Genomic DNA, 14,878 nt, shown 5'->3' on the forward strand with positions numbered 1-14,878 from the left:
GTTACAGTTTGGCGATGGAAGCGGTGTCAACCGGAAGACCGGGGCACATGGCGCATGAAACGGTGATGGATTCAATGTAGGCGCCCTTGGCGGAAGCCGGGCGGGCCTTGACGACGGAATCAATCAGAGCAGCGATGTTTTCAGTGATGCTTTCATTGGAGAAGGACAGCTTGCCTACAGCGGCGGAGATGTTGGCGTTCTTGTCAACCTTGTAGTCAACGCGGCCGGCCTTCACTTCCTTCACGGCCTTGGCCGTGTCATCCGTAACGGTGCCGGTTTTCGGGTTGGGCATCAGGCCGCGCGGACCCAGCACACGGGCAACCTTGCGGACCTCCGTCATGGCGTCGGGGGTGGCAATGGCCGTGTCAAAGTCAACGAACCCTTCCTGGACCTTCTTGATGAGGTCTTCAAAGCCCACGAATTCGGCTCCGGCTTCCTGGGCGGCCTTGGCGGCATCACCCTGGGCGAAGACGAGGACGCGGACGTTTTTACCCGTGCCGTTGGGCAGGGAGACGCTGCCGCGGACCATCTGGTCGGATTTGCGGGGGTCCACGGTCAGGTGGAAGGAAACGGTGACGGTCGGGTCAAATTTCGGGGCCGGGAAAGACTTCATGGTTTCCACGGCTTCCGTAATGCTGTAGTTCTTGTTAGGGGTAACAAGCTTGGCTGCTTCTTGATATCGCTTGCTGCGTTTGGTAGACATGTGTGTATTTGGCAGTGCGTTCGGATTGGTTAATCCTCCTGCGGTGAGTGTTACATACCTTCAACTTCAATGCCCATCTGGCGGGCCTGGCCGGCAAGAATGCGGGCGGCGCGTTCGGGATCTTTCGTGTTGAGGTCCGGGAGTTTGGTGTTGACGACTTCCATCAGCTTGGCCTTGGAAAGAGTGGCGACCTTCTTTTTGTTCGGTTCGCCGGAGCCGGCGGGGATGCCGGCGGCCTTCTTGAGAAGAACGCTGCCCGGGGGCTGCTTGGTGATGAAAGAGAATGACTTGTCCTTGTAAACCGTGATGACGGTCGGCAGGAGGTCACCAGCCTGCTTTTGCGTGGCGGCGTTGAACTCCTTGCAGAATGCCATGATGTTTACACCGGCCTGACCAAGTGCCGGACCCACGGGCGGGGAGGGGTTAGCGGCTCCGGCATTGATCTGGAGCTTGATGATTTTGGTTATTTCTTTTGCCATGGTTTTGCTTTGTTAGCGGAGAAAATGAACGGGAGAAGCTTGTTGCTCTCTGGAGGACGGGGCTCAGGCTTTTTCCACCTGCCAGTATTCCAGGTCCACCGGAGTGGCGCGGCCAAAGATGGAGACGCTGACGCGCAGCTTGCCTTTTTCGGGGTCGATTTCTTCGATGGTGCCTTCCTGGCTCTGGAACGGGCCTTCGCAGACGCGCACGGGATCGCCGACGGCGAATTCCACCTTGGGGCGTGCGGCCACGGCTTCCGCGTCCAGCAGGGGAAGAAGGTCTTCCACCTCACGCTTGCGCATGGGCAGGGGGGCGTTGCGGGAGCCGGCGATGCTGATGACGCCGTCAATCTGCTGGATGAAGTACCAGAGGTCCTTGTTCAGGGTGCCGTCCGCTTCCAGCAGGTACATGTTGGCGTAAACATATCCGGGGAAGAGCTTGCTGTGGCGTTCCGTCTTTTTGCCGTTACGCACTTCGGAAATGAGTTCCGTGGGGACTTCCACCCGGTAGATGGAGTCGGAAAGTTCGGCGTCCTTCGCCTTGCGGATGATGCGGTCACGAACGCTGTTTTCCTGTCCGGAGAGGACGTGGAGAACATACCATTGTTCATGAGGCTCTGGGGTACTGGGCATGATCGGAGAAAGAAGGTGGGGGTAAAACTAGACGGCCAGCTTGATGAGGTAGCTGACCACACTGTGAAGAAAGATGTCGAACGATGCGACAAACGCGCCAAGGAAGACCATGGCAATCAGTACGACGAGAGTGGAACCCCAGAGTTCGCGGAATTTTTTAAAACCTTTCACCTTGGGATCGCTTTCCCAGGGCCAGGTGGTTTTTTTAAGTTCGCCCTTAACTTCGGCGATGAATTGAGAAATCTTGCGAAACATGCTTCAAGGTGGGGTGATGTATTTGGAAAGAAGTGGCAGGTCAGGAGGGACTCGAACCCCCAACTTTTGGTTTTGGAGACCAACGCTCTACCAATTGAACTACTGACCTGTTGGTATCTCTTCTTTCGTGGGAAATGAGGGGGCCTGCGGGGAGGCCCCCTCATTAAACCTGATGTAGATTCCTCTACAAGTTCCTAAGGAACTTAGTCAAGGATTTCGCTGATACGACCGGCACCCACGGTGCGGCCGCCTTCGCGGATAGCGAATCGCATGGATTTTTCCATGGCGATCGGAGTGATGAGCTGAACTTCCAGGTTGACGTTGTCGCCGGGCATCACCATTTCCACGCCTTCGGGAAGGGTGCAGCAACCGGTCACGTCCGTCGTGCGGAAGTAGAACTGCGGGCGATAGTTGTTGAAGAACGGGGTGTGACGTCCGCCTTCTTCCTTGGTCAGCACGTAAACTTCAGCCTTGAAGTTCTTGTGGGGTTTCACGGTGCCGGGCTTGATGATCACCTGGCCGCGTTCGATGTCTTCCTTCTTCAGACCGCGGAGAAGCAGACCAACGTTGTCACCGGCCTGACCTTCGTCAAGCAGTTTGCGGAACATTTCGATGTCCGTAACGGCGGTCTTCTGGGTGTCCTTGATGCCGATGATTTCGACTTCTTCCATCTTCTTGACGATACCGCGTTCGATACGGCCGGTAGCCACGGTGCCGCGGCCGGAGATGGAGAATACGTCTTCCACAGGCATGAGGAAGGGCTGATCCACGGGGCGTTCGGGCTGCGGGATGTAGGAGTCAACGGCGGCCATGAGTTCCATGATGGAGTCTTCGGCAGCGGCGTCGCCTTCCAGAGCCTTGACGGCGGAACCCTTGATGATGGGGGTGTCGTCGCCCGGGAATTCGTATTCGTTGAGGAGTTCGCGGATTTCCATTTCCACGAGTTCGATCAGGTCGGGATCGTCAACCAGGTCGCACTTGTTCATGTAAACGACGATGGCGGGGACGCCCACCTGACGGGCAAGAAGGATGTGTTCACGGGTCTGCGGCATCGGGCCGTCGGAAGCGGCAACCACGAGGATGGCGCCGTCCATCTGGGCAGCACCGGTGATCATGTTCTTCACATAGTCGGCGTGGCCGGGGCAGTCAACGTGGGCATAGTGACGGTTTTCCGTTTCATATTCAACGTGAGCCGTGGAGATGGTGATGCCGCGTTCGCGTTCTTCGGGGGCGGCGTCGATCTGGTCATAGCCGCGTGCTTCGGCGAAACCCTTCTTAGCGAGCACTGAAGTAATGGCGGCGGTAAGGGAGGTTTTGCCGTGGTCAACGTGACCGATGGTGCCCACGTTCACGTGGGGCTTGTTGCGCTGGAATTGCTCTTTAGCCATAATGTTATGTTTAGGTTTGGGCTGCTATGGGTCTAGCTTGAAGATGGAGCTTCTGGCGGGAATTGAACCCGCGACCTCATCCTTACCAAGGATGCGCTCTACCCCTGAGCTACAGAAGCATAGACTTCTTCCGCCTTTCGTTGCTCTAAGAGAGTTGTAAATCCGCCCAAACCTGCGGTTCTAGCGGATAAATAGCATCCTCCCGTGTTGCCTGACGAAAAGCGGACGCTATGTTACGTTTTTGAACACAGGATGTCAATGAAAACATGAACATTTTTTTATCTTTATGCCGCAAACACGGGGAGTTCATGTATAATATCTTTATCGGGAATGCGTTGAATATTTAGATCTGTTCAGATCCTTCGTCAATTTAAGATTGGGGTCAACGTCTTCATCCAGAGAGTGAAACAGTCCCCTGCGGGCCTTGAGGCAGGTGACATAGGCGATCATGGCAGCATTGTCCGTCGTGAGATCGAAATCCGGCAGAACCAGCTCCACTTTTTCCCGGGCGCAGGCGTCTTTCAGGCGGGAACGCAGTTCCGCATTGCAGGAAACGCCGCCGGATACGGAAAGGGTATGGTGGCCGGAAACGCGCAGGGCATGCAGCGCCTTGTGAATCAGGACGTCCGTGACGGCGCGCTGGAAAGAGGCGCAGAGGTCCCGCAGGGTCTGTTCCGGCAGGTCGTGCGGATCACCGCTTGCCGTCAGTTTGGGCAGTGTGTAGAGAACAGCCGTTTTCAGGCCGGAGAAGGAAACGTTGGAGGTATGTTCCTTCATCAGGGCGCGGGGGAAGGAGAATGCCTCCGGATTCCCTTCCGCCGCCATGCGGTCGATTTCCGGACCGCCGGGATAGGGGAGGCCGAGCATTTTCCCCACCTTGTCGAAGGCTTCTCCCGCGGCATCGTCCAGGGAACGGCCCAGAAGACGGTAGTTCCCCACGCCGCGCACGTCCACAAAGAGGGTGTGGCCGCCGGAGACGACCATGCCCAGATGGGGTATGGGGCCGCCGGGACGCTTGACGAAGGGGGAGAGCAGGTGGCCTTCCAGATGGTTGACGGAGACGAAGGGCTTGCCCGTCGCCAGCGCCAGCGCCTTGGCCGTGCTGTTGCCCACCAGCAGGGCGGCTACCAGGCCGGGGCCGCCCGTGGCTCCAAAGACGTCAATGTCCGCAGGGGTCACGCCGGCTTCACGGCATGCGGCCCGGATGACTCCGGGAAGATCCGCCGAATGGTTGCGGGAAGCCAGCTCCGGCACCACGCCGCCGTGCTGGCGGTGGATGGCGATCTGGGATGAAATGATGGAGGAGAGTATTTCCGGCGCTTCCTCCTTCCCGGCGGAACGCAGGATGGCGACCGCCGTTTCATCACAGGAGGATTCTATTCCCAGGACGGTGAGGGATTCCGGCATGGCGGAGAAGAGAGGGAGGGGAGTTAGGATGCCTGGCGGATTTGCGCCGGTTTTTTGTCGGTAACCGTTTCTTTGGTGATGGTGACGGAGTCCGCATTGCCCATGCTGGGCACCTTGTACATGACGTCCAGCATGAGGTTTTCAAAGATGGCGCGCAGGGCGCGGGCTCCGGTGCCCCGTTCCATGGCTTCCGCGGCCATGGCTTTCAAGGCGTCCGGCTGAACGTCCAGTTTGGCGCCGTACATGGCGAGCAGCTTGGAGTACTGCTTGACCAGGGCGTTCCTGGGTTCCGTAAGCAGGCGCACGAGCTGGCTTTCATCCAGCTTGGAAAGCGGGCAGAAGATGGGCAGGCGACCCACGAGTTCCGGGATCATGCCGAAGGAGAAGAGGTCTTCCGGCATCGTCTGGGCCAGGATTTCCTCTTCCGAGTATTCCTTCCGGTCGCGCTGTTCCGTGATGGCCCCGAAACCCATCTGGGTGGCGCCGAGGCGTTTGCGGATGATATCTTCCAGACCGACGAAGGCGCCACCTACGATGAAGAGGATTTTTTCCGTGTTGACGCGGATGTATTCCTGCTGCGGGTGTTTGCGGCCTCCGGTGGGCGGAACGTTGCAGATGGTGCCTTCAATGATTTTCAGCAGGGCCTGCTGCACGCCTTCCCCGGAGACGTCACGCGTGACGGAGACGTTCTGGGTCTTGCGGCCGATTTTGTCGATTTCATCCACGTAGATAATGCCCTGTTCCGCCTTGGCCACGTCAAAATTGGCGGCCTGGAGAAGACGCAGGATGATGTTTTCCACGTCTTCCCCCACGTAACCGGCTTCCGTCAGCGTGGTAGCGTCCACAATGCAGAAGGGGACGTTGAGCATTTTCGCCAGGGTTTTTGCCAGCAGGGTTTTCCCGGAACCGGTGGGGCCGGCCAGCAGGATGTTGGATTTTTCAATCTCCACGTCATCCAGGGATTTGTCTTCCAGCGTCACGGTGCTCTGGCGCAGGCGCATGTAATGGTTGTACACGGCTACGGAGAGCACTTTTTTGGCATAATCCTGGCCGATGACGTACTGGTTGAGCGTGGCGCACATTTCCTCAGGCGTGGGCAGCGGCCCTTCGTAAGAGGCCGGGCCGGCCGCCGTTTCCTTGAGCATGTCTGCGGCAGCGGCCTTGCGGGCCTCCGCCTGGCACATGGCATAGGCGGAGGGCTCCATGCTCAGGATGCCGCGGATGAAGCGGGTCGCCAGCGGAAGGCCGGTATCCTTCACAATCATGTTGACGCAAATTTCAACGCAATTGTTGCAGATATAGAAGTCTTCCGCGATCTGGATGAGCTTGTCCACCTTGTTCCCGGGCTTGCCGCAGCAGGAACAGGCAGGAAGATGAGGGTTGGAACCGGACATGGTCTTGAAGGTAGAGAGAAACGCCGGGGGGATCAGGCCTTGGCCTTCTTCTTGTCGTCCTGGCCGTCGGAGTGGTGCGTCAGCACCTTGTCCACGAGGCCGTACGCTACGGCTTCCTCGGCAGTCATGTAGTTGTCGCGGTCGGCATCCTTTTCAATCTGCTTTTCCGTCTTGCCGGTGTGCCTGGCCAGGATGCCGTTGAGGCGCTTCTTGAGGTTGAACATGAATCCGATGGTGCGTTCCACGTCGGAAGCGGTGCCCTGGGCGCCGCCGGAAACCTGGTGGATCATCACATGGGAGTTCGGCAGGCAGAACCGCTTGCCCGGCGTGCCCGCGGCCAGCAGGACAGAGCCCATGGAGGCGGCAATGCCCAGGCAGTAGGTGTTCACGTCGCAGGAGACGAACTGCATCGTGTCGTAAATGGCCAGACCTGCGGTGACGGAGCCGCCGGGGGAGTTGATATACACGTGGATATCCTTTTTCGGGTCAGCCATCTGGAGGAACAGGAGCTGGGCGATGACGGAGTTCGCCACGTCGTCGTCAATGGCGGAGCCGATGAAGATGACGCGGTCCTTCAGGAGGCGGGAGTAGATGTCAAAGGCGCGTTCGCCGCGGCCGTCCTGCTCCACTACCATGGGAACGTAATAGGAGTTCACGGGAGTTGATTTGGAAGATTGGTCTTGAAACATAAGAATGGAAGAATTGATGTTGTGTTGTTCAATATTTTTCCCCGTCTGCCGGATACAAAACGGGGGAGTCGGGCATGTGCGCGCCAACTCCCCCTGGTAAGGTGTCTTGTGCAGAGGAGGGTTATTGCTCGTCTACCGTTACTTTGGCTTCTTTTGTCAGGAAGTCCAGAACCTTGGCTGTCAGCAGGCTCATTCTGATGCCATGCACGCGGCCTTCACGCTGAAGTTCGCGGATGTAGGCTTTGAGGTTCTTTTTCTGCTGGCGCGCCTGGCGTGCCACTTCATTGTAAAGCTCCATTTCCGTGACGGAGATTTTTTCCGCCTGGGCCACTTCCTGAAGCATGAAGAAGACCTTGAGGTTGCGCCTGGCTTCCTTTCTGGCTTCTTCGCGCGCTTCTTCCACAAACTTGTCCATGTCCGCCGGGGCGTTTCCGCTGTACATGGCCTGCTGCATTTTCTGCTGAAGGATGCCGTACACTTCACGTTCCACGACGGCTTCCGGCAGGTTGAAATCAAGCATGTCCGCCAGTTTTTCCGTGATCTGGTCAGCCTTGGCTTCGTCAATCTGCATGGTCTTGCGCTGGGCCAGGTTTTCCTTCAGGGCGGTCTTCAGTTCTTCCAGGTTTTTGCCGGGGAGCACTTTTTCCGCGAAGGCGTCGTCCATGGCCGGGAGTTCCTTTTCACGCACTTCCTTGACGGTGGTGTGGAATACAAGTTCCTTGCCGCGCAGTTCCGCAATCGGGAAGGTATCCGGAATGGTGACGGTGATGTCCTTGCTGTCGCCGGCCTTCAGGCCTTCCAGGGCGGAGGCGAAACCGGGCAGGAACTGGTCTTCCTCCACTTTCATCCACTGGCCGTCGCGGCCTTCCAGGAAGCCCACGGGCTTGCCGACGGCTTCCGCTACGGGCTTGCCTTCCAGCGTGGTGTTAAAATCAATGATCGCCACGTCATCCTTCTTGGCGGCGCGGTCCACGGGGGTGAATTCCGCGATTTGTTCAGCCAGGGATTTCAGGGCTTCCTCCACGTCCGCTTCCGTCACTTCGGAGGAGGGTACCTTGACTTCAATGCCCTTGTATTCCGGCAGTTCGAACTCGGGAACCACGGTCATCGTGCTGGTGGCGGTGTAGTTGCCCTGGTCGTCAAGGGACTGTTCCGGCTTGCCGAAGTTGAGCACTTTCAATTTGGGGTTTTCTTCCAGGGCTGCGGAGCAGGCCGTTTCAAAAAGATTGTCCAGCAGTTCCTCTTCAATTTCCTTCTTGAAACGTTTTTCAATGATGGACTTGGGCGTTTTGCCGGGACGGAAGCCGGGCAGCTTGGCTTTGCCGGCGTAGGAGTCCACAATGGAGGCGCGGCGTGCGGCCGTGGTTTCTGCGGGGATGGAAGCTTTCAGCGTGGCTGTGCAGTCCGGTTGAATATCAACGTTGATTTCCATAAATAATACGGTCAGTGTTAATTGAAAGTGGTTCTGTCTCGGCTCCGGGATGACGGCGGCGGTCAAAACACGAGCGGCGACAAATGTAATGAGAGGGTATCTGGAGTGCAAGCTATTGCACAGGAATGACACAATTGCCCTTCTTGGGCGCACGTGCGCGCGCAACGTAAAAAATGCAGGGCAACTGCGTTCTACGCAGAATCACGTCTTGACTATGCAGGCGGAAAAGTCCTTTATATGCCAAGCATTAAGTTCAGCGCTCATGATTCGTCCCGTTTTTTTGTGTATTTCCTTCCCCCTGATGGCGTGTTCGGCTGCTTTGGCCCAGGATAAAACTTCTCTTAACAGAGGCGGTTATGGTTCTGTAATGACGCCGGAGCAAGTGGTTCGGGAGCTGGGGCCGGAAACGGGGCTTCTGCCCGGTGACCAGGCATATGAAGGCCGTCCCGTGAAAAGCGTTTCCGTGCGTTACAGAAGCACCGGCAAGACCGTGTCAGAGGACCGCCTGAAAAACCTGCTGGCTACGCAGCCGGGCACCAAATATTCCCCGGAAGTGGTGAACAAGGATTTGGAACGGCTGCTGGAAAGCGGCCTGGTGGGCGGCAATACGACGGTAGCCGTGGAACCTTCCGGCGACGGCGTTACTGTGGTGTTTGAAATGGCGGCCCAGAATCTGCTGGGCGGCGTGGGCTTCCGCGGAAACACCGCCTTCGACAACCGGGATCTTTCCGAGGAATGCGGCCTGAAGGGGGGCGAAGCCCTCAGTGACAAGGCCCTTAGCAGCGCCATTACCAAACTGCGCACCTACTATCAGGAAGCCCGCTACCCGGATGTGCGCGTTTCCTATTTTTACCAGAAGACGGAGCGCCCCGGTTTTGTGGACGTGGTCTTTGACATTAATGAAGGCAAGAAGGCCAACATCATCAACATTGACTTTGTCGGCAACGAGCACGTCAGCGCGAAGGACCTCCGCCAGGTGATGAAGACCAAGGAGAAGGGATGGCTTACCTGGATTACCAAGTCCGGCCGCATTGACCGCGAACAGCTGGAGGACGATCTGGCGGAACTGGTGACTTATTACCGCAACAAGGGCTATCTGCGTGTCAAGTTGGACAAGGTGGAATACTTTGACGCCGGCAAGGGCAACGAGCAGAAGCTGACGATGAGGATCACGATTACCGAAGGGCGGCGCTACAAAGTCAACCAGGTCGCGTTCGGCCCCACCAAAGTGTTTACGGCGAAGGAACTGATTCCCGGCCTGAGCATGTACAACGGGGATACCTATTCCGCCCAAAAGGTGGCTGACGACGTGACGATGATCCGTCGCTATTACGGTTCCCGCGGTTATGCGGACGCCTCCGTACGCCCGGACATCCAGGAAGTGGGCATTGACCCCAAGACCGGCTACGGGCAGATCAACATCGTGTACCATGTGACGGAAGGCAGTCCCTACCGCGTGGGCAACATCCGCCTGATCGGGAACAACCGCACGAAGGATTACGTCATTCGCCAGGAACTTCCTCTCCAGTCCAACGATCCCATGAATTCCGTGGACCTGGACACTGCCCAGAAGCGACTCCAGAACCTGAATTATTTTGACATGGTGGACGTAGCCCAGGTGGGCTCCACGCGGCCAGGCTACCGGGACATCAACATTGAAGTGGCGGAAAAACGCACCGGTTCCCTGAACATCGGCGTGGCGTTCTCCTCCATTGAAAGCGTGTACCTGTTCGCGGGCATCACCCAGTCCAACTTTGACATGTATGACTGGTCCTCCTTCGTAGGGGGCGGCCAGCGCTTCGCCATCAACACCCGCGTGGGTTTTGAAACGCAGGATGCCAGCATTTCCTGGGTGGACCCGTGGTTCCTGCACCGCAAGCTGGCCTTCGGCACGGAAATTTTCTACAGCAATTCCACCTATTTCTCCGACTATTACGACCAGCAGAATTACGGCTTTGCCGTTTCCCTGCGCAAGCCGATCGGTGAACTGGATTACGTGAAGCTGGAATACCGCCTGGAACAGTACCGGATTGACGCCAAGGGGAACGCTCCCATTTTCTTCCGGCTTCAGGACGGGGATTACCTGCGCAGCCACGTGGAGCTTTCCTACACCATTGATACCCGTGACGCTCAAATCTTCCCCCGCAAGGGCGGCAAGTTTGAAGTGCTGGCCGGGTATTCCGGCCTGGGCGGCGACGTTCACACCTACAACTTCGGCGTCAACGGCTCCTATTACTGGAACCTCCGCGGAGACACCATTTTCAGCATCAATGCCGGCGCGGCCACCGTGGATTCCTACGGCAACCATGACGTGCCCATTTTTGAACGCCTCTACCTGGGCGGCCCGTACAACATGCGCGGCTTCCGCTTCCGGGACGTGGCTCCGTACAATTCCCTCCTAAGCGGTGACGAAACGATGGGCGGCCGTTCCTCCTTCTTCTGCCAGTTTGAATATTCCATTCCGGTGATTGAAGAAGTGCGCATCGCCGTGTTCTACGACATCGGCTTTGTCAACGGGGACGCCTTTGACTTCAGCACGTCCAAAATCGTTTCCGACTACGGGATCGGCCTGCGCCTGAACCTTCCCATCGGCCCCCTGGCGGTGGACTATGCCATTCCGGTCCAGAAGAACAATGCCATTGACCGCGGAGGACAATTCCAGTTCTATCTTAACTATTCCTATTAAATTCTCCACCATTTGACGACATGAGCAACTTCCGCATCCTTATTCTGGTATTCCTGGTAGTGGTGCTGGCCGTTCTGGGAATGATTTATGTGAACATTTCCTCCCGGATGGACGTAATCCAGCAACAGCAGCAGATAGCCCCCGCGCCTGTTCCCGCAGCCGTCACTCCTTCCTCTTATATACCGGTGCCCACCCAGGCTCCCGGCAACGCCGTTCAGCCTGTGGTGGTGGCGGACCCCGTGGTGAGCGAGGAACTGGCCCACGCCACGGCTGAGCTGGAACGGATGAAGAAGGAAAATGAAGAATTGAAGAAGCGCCGCGCCATGGCGGAGGAGGAACGCGCCCTGCTGGAACGCAAGAGCCTTGAAAAAGGCGATCCGCGCCTGCAATGGCTTAATGAAATCAAGGATGCGGAGCAAGTGGGCCGTGTGACGGAATACTACCGTGACGCCAATCTGGTCTTGTTCCAGTCCATCGGCCAGCCGAATTTGAAAGTAGGGCAGGAACTGGGCATCCGGAGGCGCGGGAGCATTTTTGTCTCCCTCATCATTGACGGAGTTGATCCGGACGGGAAAGTGTTCCAGTCCTATGTGAAGCGCAATACGCTTTTTGACAATAATGACAAGGAGACCATCAAGCCGGGGGATGAAGTGATTATCCCGCCCGCCAGCTGGCAGGAAAACATGCCTGTAGGAGGCGAGTCCGGCGCAGACCCGGCCGCCGTCCCTTCTCCCGCGGCTCCTCCCCAGCCGGTGATGATCCCCATGGAGCCGTAATGCGGAGCCGGATAGAGCCAAGCCCAGTAAAAAGAAGTGCACCTGAGAGAAAGATTGCAGTCGGGCGCAGGTCCCAGTCTGTCCTTTGAATTTTTCCCGCCCAAGAATGAGCAGGCGGCGGCGGCCCTGTACCGGACCATCCGTGAACTGGAACCCTACCATCCCAGTTTTGTCAGTGTGACGTATGGAGCGGGCGGCTCCACCCGGGAACTTACCCGTGAGGTGGTTCTGCGCATCCAGCAGGAATCACGCATTCCCACGGTGCCGCACCTTACTTGCGTGGGGCACACCCGGGAGGAAGTTTGGAATATCCTGGACCAATATGCCCAGGCAGGGGTCCGGGCCGTGCTGGCCCTGCGGGGGGATCCTCCGCGCGGCGTGGAAAATTATGACCGTGATGCGGACGCCTTCCGTCATGCGGCGGATCTGGTGGCCTTCATCCGTGAGTATAATGAATCCGGCCGCCATCCGGACCCGGATGGTTTTGCCATAGGAGTGGCGGGTTTCCCGGAAGGGCATCCAGCTACCCCGAACCGCCTGCGCGAGATGGATTTCCTGAAAGCGAAGGTGGAGGCCGGCGCGGATTACATCTGCACCCAGCTGTTTTTTGACAACCACTCTTTTCTGGACTACCGGGAGCGCTGCCTGCTGGCGGGCATCAGGGTGCCCATCCTGGCCGGCATCATGCCCGTAACCAGCCTGTCCGGCATGAACCGCATGGCGGAACTTTCCGGGGGCACCTGCTTTCCGGCCCGGCTGCTCAAGGCGCTGAAGCGCGCCGGCTCCAATCCGGACGCCATTCAGGAAGTAGGCATCCAGTACGCCTCCAGCCAATGCGCCGAACTGCTGGATTCCGGCGTGGACGGCATTCATTTTTATACGCTCAACCAGAGCCGCGCTACCCGGGAAATCTACAGGAACCTGGGCCTGAAGGATTCCCTCCAGCTTCTGGAACATGGCGAAGATAAGTAAAAAGCTGATTGATTTGACCAGGACAACACGGTAGAAACCTCTTCAACATATTATGGATATCAAGGATATTAAACGGGCCATGGACAACATGCCTATGGGCGATGGAAGCGCGTTTGCGGAAATTTCCGTCGGGCCGGCCAAGCATGAACAGTTTCTGGATGAACACTACGGCAAGGTTGCCCTCGTCGTGCTGCTTTGCGTCCTTGGAGCCGCCGGCTGGATCATTTACAATGGCATGCAGGACTCCATGGAAAAGAAGGCGGGAGCCGCCCTGGTAGCTGCCATGCCGGTATCTCCCGCGACCGGAGAGCTTTCCCTGAATGAACCGGGGCTCCAGCAGGTGGTGTCCGACTTTGGCGATTCCCGCGCCGCCGTCACCGCCACCTACCTGCAGGCGGTTGCCCTGTGGAACGCCGGCAAGGAAGATGAAGGCGTAGCCAGAATGAAAGCCTTTATCGATTCCGCTCCCACGGAGGAATGGAAAGCCCAGGCTTCCGTTACTCTGGCATGCCGCCTGATGAACCGCGGGAAGGCGGATGAGGCGGAAGGCCTGTTCCGTTCCGTGGTGGAGGCGGGGGACCCCACTTTTTCCGGTTTTGCCGCCATGTGCCTCGGGGACATCGCCCGGGCCAAGAAAGACAATGCTGCCGCGGGCGCTTTTTACCGTGAACTTGAAGAGAAATTCTCGTCCAGCGCGTTTGTCCTCCGGCGCGAAGGCTATTTGCTGCGCAAGAGCCTGTTTGATATTCAAAGCCCCGTTCGCATTGAACCCGTTACGGAAAAGAAATAATCCGTGAGAGCGTTCCCGGTGTTTTCCGGAAGATGAACGTTTTTCCTATCCGCATGTCTGTTTTCTTACAGAGCATGCGGATTTTTATATTCAGGCATGCCGGAGCAGGAGGCCCCGGCATTTCTGCCGTGAATGGCGGGGAATGTCATGATACCAGGAATTTCCTTCCGGGTTCTGACATGCTTAAACAAAAAATGCGAGAATCATGCGCTTAATGAATGTAAGCCGGGCAGCCGGCATCCAGAAATATTTTTTCAGACCATGAATAAACAGATTAAATCCCTCTGGCTTCTTCCCCTGGCCGGGCTGGCCTTTTCCCTGATGCCGTCCTGCACGACGGATAGTTACGGAAACAACGCCGTAACGCCGGGAGGCGCCGCCGCCATAGGAGTGGGAGCGCTGGCCGCCGGAGCCGCCATCGGCGCGGCCGTTCAGCATGACCGTGACAAGGACAGGTACCGTAATGACTGGCATCATCACGGTCCTCCTCCCCCGCCGCCCCGTCCTCGTCACCGTCCCTACCGTGGAAGGTAGGACGGGCGGCTCCATGGCCGTGAACTTTGCGGCGCTTCCGCTCTGAAAAGAGTGGTGCGGTCTTCCCGGAGAACGGCAGCCGTTCAAGGCTGCCGGATGCCGCGGAGCGCCCAGGTCATGCGCTGCCTGGCGCTTTCCGGGTCGTTGAGAATGGAGCCCAGCAGGTCCAGTACGGGTCGTGCGGCTTTCGGGTCGTGCACCTGGAGCTGGCCGGAAAGGATGAAGGGAGCTCCTCCGCAGCAAACGAGGTAAATGAGAATGTTCATGGGGTCTCCCTTGAGCACGGAACCTTCCTCCTGGGCCTTGCGTATGGTTTCCAGCAGTACCAGGGGATGGCGCGTATGGATGCCGGAAATGAAGCGGATGGCCGCCCGTTCCCCTGCCAGGGCGTCCAGCACCAGCTGGGCGATGAACTGTCCATGGCGGAGCAGGAACTCCATGACGTCCCCCAGGATGGCTTCCAGTTTTTCAAAGGCCGGAAGATGAATGTTGGCGTGGGTTCTGACGCCGGTGAACAGCGGTTCATACCAGCGTTCCAGCAATTCGTTCAGAAAAGCCTCACGGTTGCCGAAGTGGTAGACGAAGCTTCCGGTATTGGTCCCGGCGCGCAGGGAAAGGCCCCGGATGGTGAGTGCGCGGAGCCCTGATTCTCCCACGATCATGGCTCCCGTGTTGAGCAGATGCTCTCTGGTGGATTTCCGTTTGGGCATGAGGGTGAAGCTTAAGATCCATGTGTGCTC

The 14,878-nt window shown here is 57.7% G+C and carries 15 protein-coding genes and 2 tRNA genes; 5 read left to right on the plus strand and 12 right to left on the minus strand.

Annotated features, from left to right (window positions below; translation table 11 throughout):
- Position 1: 1 nt before the first annotated feature.
- The 11 genes from rplA to tig form a co-directional block, all read right to left on the minus strand.
- The gene (rplA, locus tag LIO64_RS12625; RefSeq protein ID WP_290549806.1) at positions 2-703 is read right to left on the minus strand and encodes a 50S ribosomal protein L1; all 702 of its coding nucleotides are present in this window, start codon (positions 701-703) and stop codon (positions 2-4) included.
- A 50-nt stretch (positions 704-753) separates the two neighbouring features.
- The gene (rplK, locus tag LIO64_RS12630; RefSeq protein WP_290549807.1) at positions 754-1,182 is read right to left on the minus strand and encodes a 50S ribosomal protein L11; all 429 of its coding nucleotides are present in this window, start codon (positions 1,180-1,182) and stop codon (positions 754-756) included.
- Between the two features lie 63 nt (positions 1,183-1,245).
- Positions 1,246-1,815, minus strand: a complete 570-nt coding sequence (gene nusG, locus LIO64_RS12635) for a transcription termination/antitermination protein NusG (RefSeq protein ID WP_290549808.1) — start codon at positions 1,813-1,815, stop codon at positions 1,246-1,248.
- Positions 1,816-1,842: 27 nt separating this feature from the next.
- Complete coding sequence (locus tag LIO64_RS12640) at positions 1,843-2,070, minus strand: preprotein translocase subunit SecE (protein WP_290549809.1); 228 nt, start codon at positions 2,068-2,070, stop codon at positions 1,843-1,845.
- A 33-nt stretch (positions 2,071-2,103) separates the two neighbouring features.
- Positions 2,104-2,179: transfer RNA gene (locus LIO64_RS12645), tRNA-Trp, on the minus strand.
- Between the two features lie 94 nt (positions 2,180-2,273).
- Positions 2,274-3,458 carry an elongation factor Tu gene (tuf, locus tag LIO64_RS12650; RefSeq protein WP_290549810.1) on the minus strand — a complete coding sequence of 395 codons (1,185 nt, stop codon included), beginning with the start codon at positions 3,456-3,458 and terminating at the stop codon, positions 2,274-2,276.
- A 44-nt stretch (positions 3,459-3,502) separates the two neighbouring features.
- Positions 3,503-3,577: transfer RNA gene (locus LIO64_RS12655), tRNA-Thr, on the minus strand.
- 202 nt (positions 3,578-3,779) lie between these two features.
- The gene (tsaD, locus tag LIO64_RS12660; protein ID WP_290549811.1) at positions 3,780-4,865 is read right to left on the minus strand and encodes a tRNA (adenosine(37)-N6)-threonylcarbamoyltransferase complex transferase subunit TsaD; all 1,086 of its coding nucleotides are present in this window, start codon (positions 4,863-4,865) and stop codon (positions 3,780-3,782) included.
- Between the two features lie 23 nt (positions 4,866-4,888).
- Positions 4,889-6,259 (minus strand): ATP-dependent Clp protease ATP-binding subunit ClpX, encoded by a 1,371-nt coding sequence (gene clpX, locus LIO64_RS12665; RefSeq protein WP_290549812.1) that lies wholly within the window; start codon positions 6,257-6,259, stop codon positions 4,889-4,891.
- A gap of 32 nt (positions 6,260-6,291) precedes the next feature.
- The gene (locus LIO64_RS12670; RefSeq protein WP_290549813.1) at positions 6,292-6,948 is read right to left on the minus strand and encodes an ATP-dependent Clp protease proteolytic subunit; all 657 of its coding nucleotides are present in this window, start codon (positions 6,946-6,948) and stop codon (positions 6,292-6,294) included.
- Between the two features lie 121 nt (positions 6,949-7,069).
- Positions 7,070-8,380, minus strand: coding sequence for a trigger factor (tig, locus tag LIO64_RS12675; RefSeq protein WP_290549814.1), 1,311 nt, complete (start codon positions 8,378-8,380; stop codon positions 7,070-7,072).
- Between the two features lie 367 nt (positions 8,381-8,747).
- On the opposite strand from tig, the gene bamA reads away from it, so the two are divergent.
- The 5 genes from bamA to LIO64_RS12700 all read left to right on the plus strand — a co-directional run bounded on the left by bamA (position 8,748) and on the right by LIO64_RS12700 (position 14,138).
- Complete coding sequence (gene bamA, locus LIO64_RS12680) at positions 8,748-11,066, plus strand: outer membrane protein assembly factor BamA (RefSeq protein ID WP_290549815.1); 2,319 nt, start codon at positions 8,748-8,750, stop codon at positions 11,064-11,066.
- A 20-nt stretch (positions 11,067-11,086) separates the two neighbouring features.
- Entirely contained in the window at positions 11,087-11,842 is a 756-nt protein-coding gene (locus tag LIO64_RS12685) for a hypothetical protein (protein ID WP_290549816.1), read from the plus strand.
- Positions 11,843-11,878: 36 nt separating this feature from the next.
- Positions 11,879-12,814 carry a methylenetetrahydrofolate reductase [NAD(P)H] gene (gene metF, locus LIO64_RS12690; RefSeq protein WP_290549817.1) on the plus strand — a complete coding sequence of 312 codons (936 nt, stop codon included), beginning with the start codon at positions 11,879-11,881 and terminating at the stop codon, positions 12,812-12,814.
- A gap of 52 nt (positions 12,815-12,866) precedes the next feature.
- A complete protein-coding gene (locus tag LIO64_RS12695) occupies positions 12,867-13,604 on the plus strand; it encodes a tetratricopeptide repeat protein (protein ID WP_290549818.1) in 738 nt (245 codons plus the stop codon).
- Positions 13,605-13,865: 261 nt separating this feature from the next.
- Positions 13,866-14,138: a hypothetical protein gene (locus LIO64_RS12700; protein ID WP_290549819.1), complete on the plus strand. Its 273-nt coding sequence runs from the start codon at positions 13,866-13,868 to the stop codon at positions 14,136-14,138.
- Positions 14,139-14,221: 83 nt separating this feature from the next.
- Here LIO64_RS12700 and LIO64_RS12705 read toward each other — a convergent pair whose 3' ends face one another.
- The gene (locus LIO64_RS12705; RefSeq protein WP_290549820.1) at positions 14,222-14,848 is read right to left on the minus strand and encodes a TetR/AcrR family transcriptional regulator; all 627 of its coding nucleotides are present in this window, start codon (positions 14,846-14,848) and stop codon (positions 14,222-14,224) included.
- Positions 14,849-14,878: the final 30 nt, after the last annotated feature.

The sequence above is a fragment of the Akkermansia sp. genome, assembly GCF_020860705.1.
GTDB lineage: Bacteria > Verrucomicrobiota > Verrucomicrobiia > Verrucomicrobiales > Akkermansiaceae > Akkermansia.

Coding starts and splice junctions, on each gene's coding strand:
- tig (WP_290549814.1), bottom strand. CDS start 8,380: ATGGAAATCAACGTTGATATTCAACCGGACTGCACAGCCACGCTGAAA.
- nusG (WP_290549808.1), bottom strand. CDS start 1,815: ATGCCCAGTACCCCAGAGCCTCATGAACAATGGTATGTTCTCCACGTC.
- clpX (WP_290549812.1), bottom strand. CDS start 6,259: ATGTCCGGTTCCAACCCTCATCTTCCTGCCTGTTCCTGCTGCGGCAAG.
- LIO64_RS12700 (WP_290549819.1), top strand. CDS start 13,866: ATGAATAAACAGATTAAATCCCTCTGGCTTCTTCCCCTGGCCGGGCTG.
- LIO64_RS12640 (WP_290549809.1), bottom strand. CDS start 2,070: ATGTTTCGCAAGATTTCTCAATTCATCGCCGAAGTTAAGGGCGAACTT.
- LIO64_RS12695 (WP_290549818.1), top strand. CDS start 12,867: ATGGATATCAAGGATATTAAACGGGCCATGGACAACATGCCTATGGGC.
- rplA (WP_290549806.1), bottom strand. CDS start 703: ATGTCTACCAAACGCAGCAAGCGATATCAAGAAGCAGCCAAGCTTGTT.
- rplK (WP_290549807.1), bottom strand. CDS start 1,182: ATGGCAAAAGAAATAACCAAAATCATCAAGCTCCAGATCAATGCCGGA.
- tsaD (WP_290549811.1), bottom strand. CDS start 4,865: ATGCCGGAATCCCTCACCGTCCTGGGAATAGAATCCTCCTGTGATGAA.
- LIO64_RS12705 (WP_290549820.1), bottom strand. CDS start 14,848: ATGCCCAAACGGAAATCCACCAGAGAGCATCTGCTCAACACGGGAGCC.
- tuf (WP_290549810.1), bottom strand. CDS start 3,458: ATGGCTAAAGAGCAATTCCAGCGCAACAAGCCCCACGTGAACGTGGGC.
- LIO64_RS12685 (WP_290549816.1), top strand. CDS start 11,087: ATGAGCAACTTCCGCATCCTTATTCTGGTATTCCTGGTAGTGGTGCTG.
- LIO64_RS12670 (WP_290549813.1), bottom strand. CDS start 6,948: ATGTTTCAAGACCAATCTTCCAAATCAACTCCCGTGAACTCCTATTAC.
- bamA (WP_290549815.1), top strand. CDS start 8,748: ATGACGCCGGAGCAAGTGGTTCGGGAGCTGGGGCCGGAAACGGGGCTT.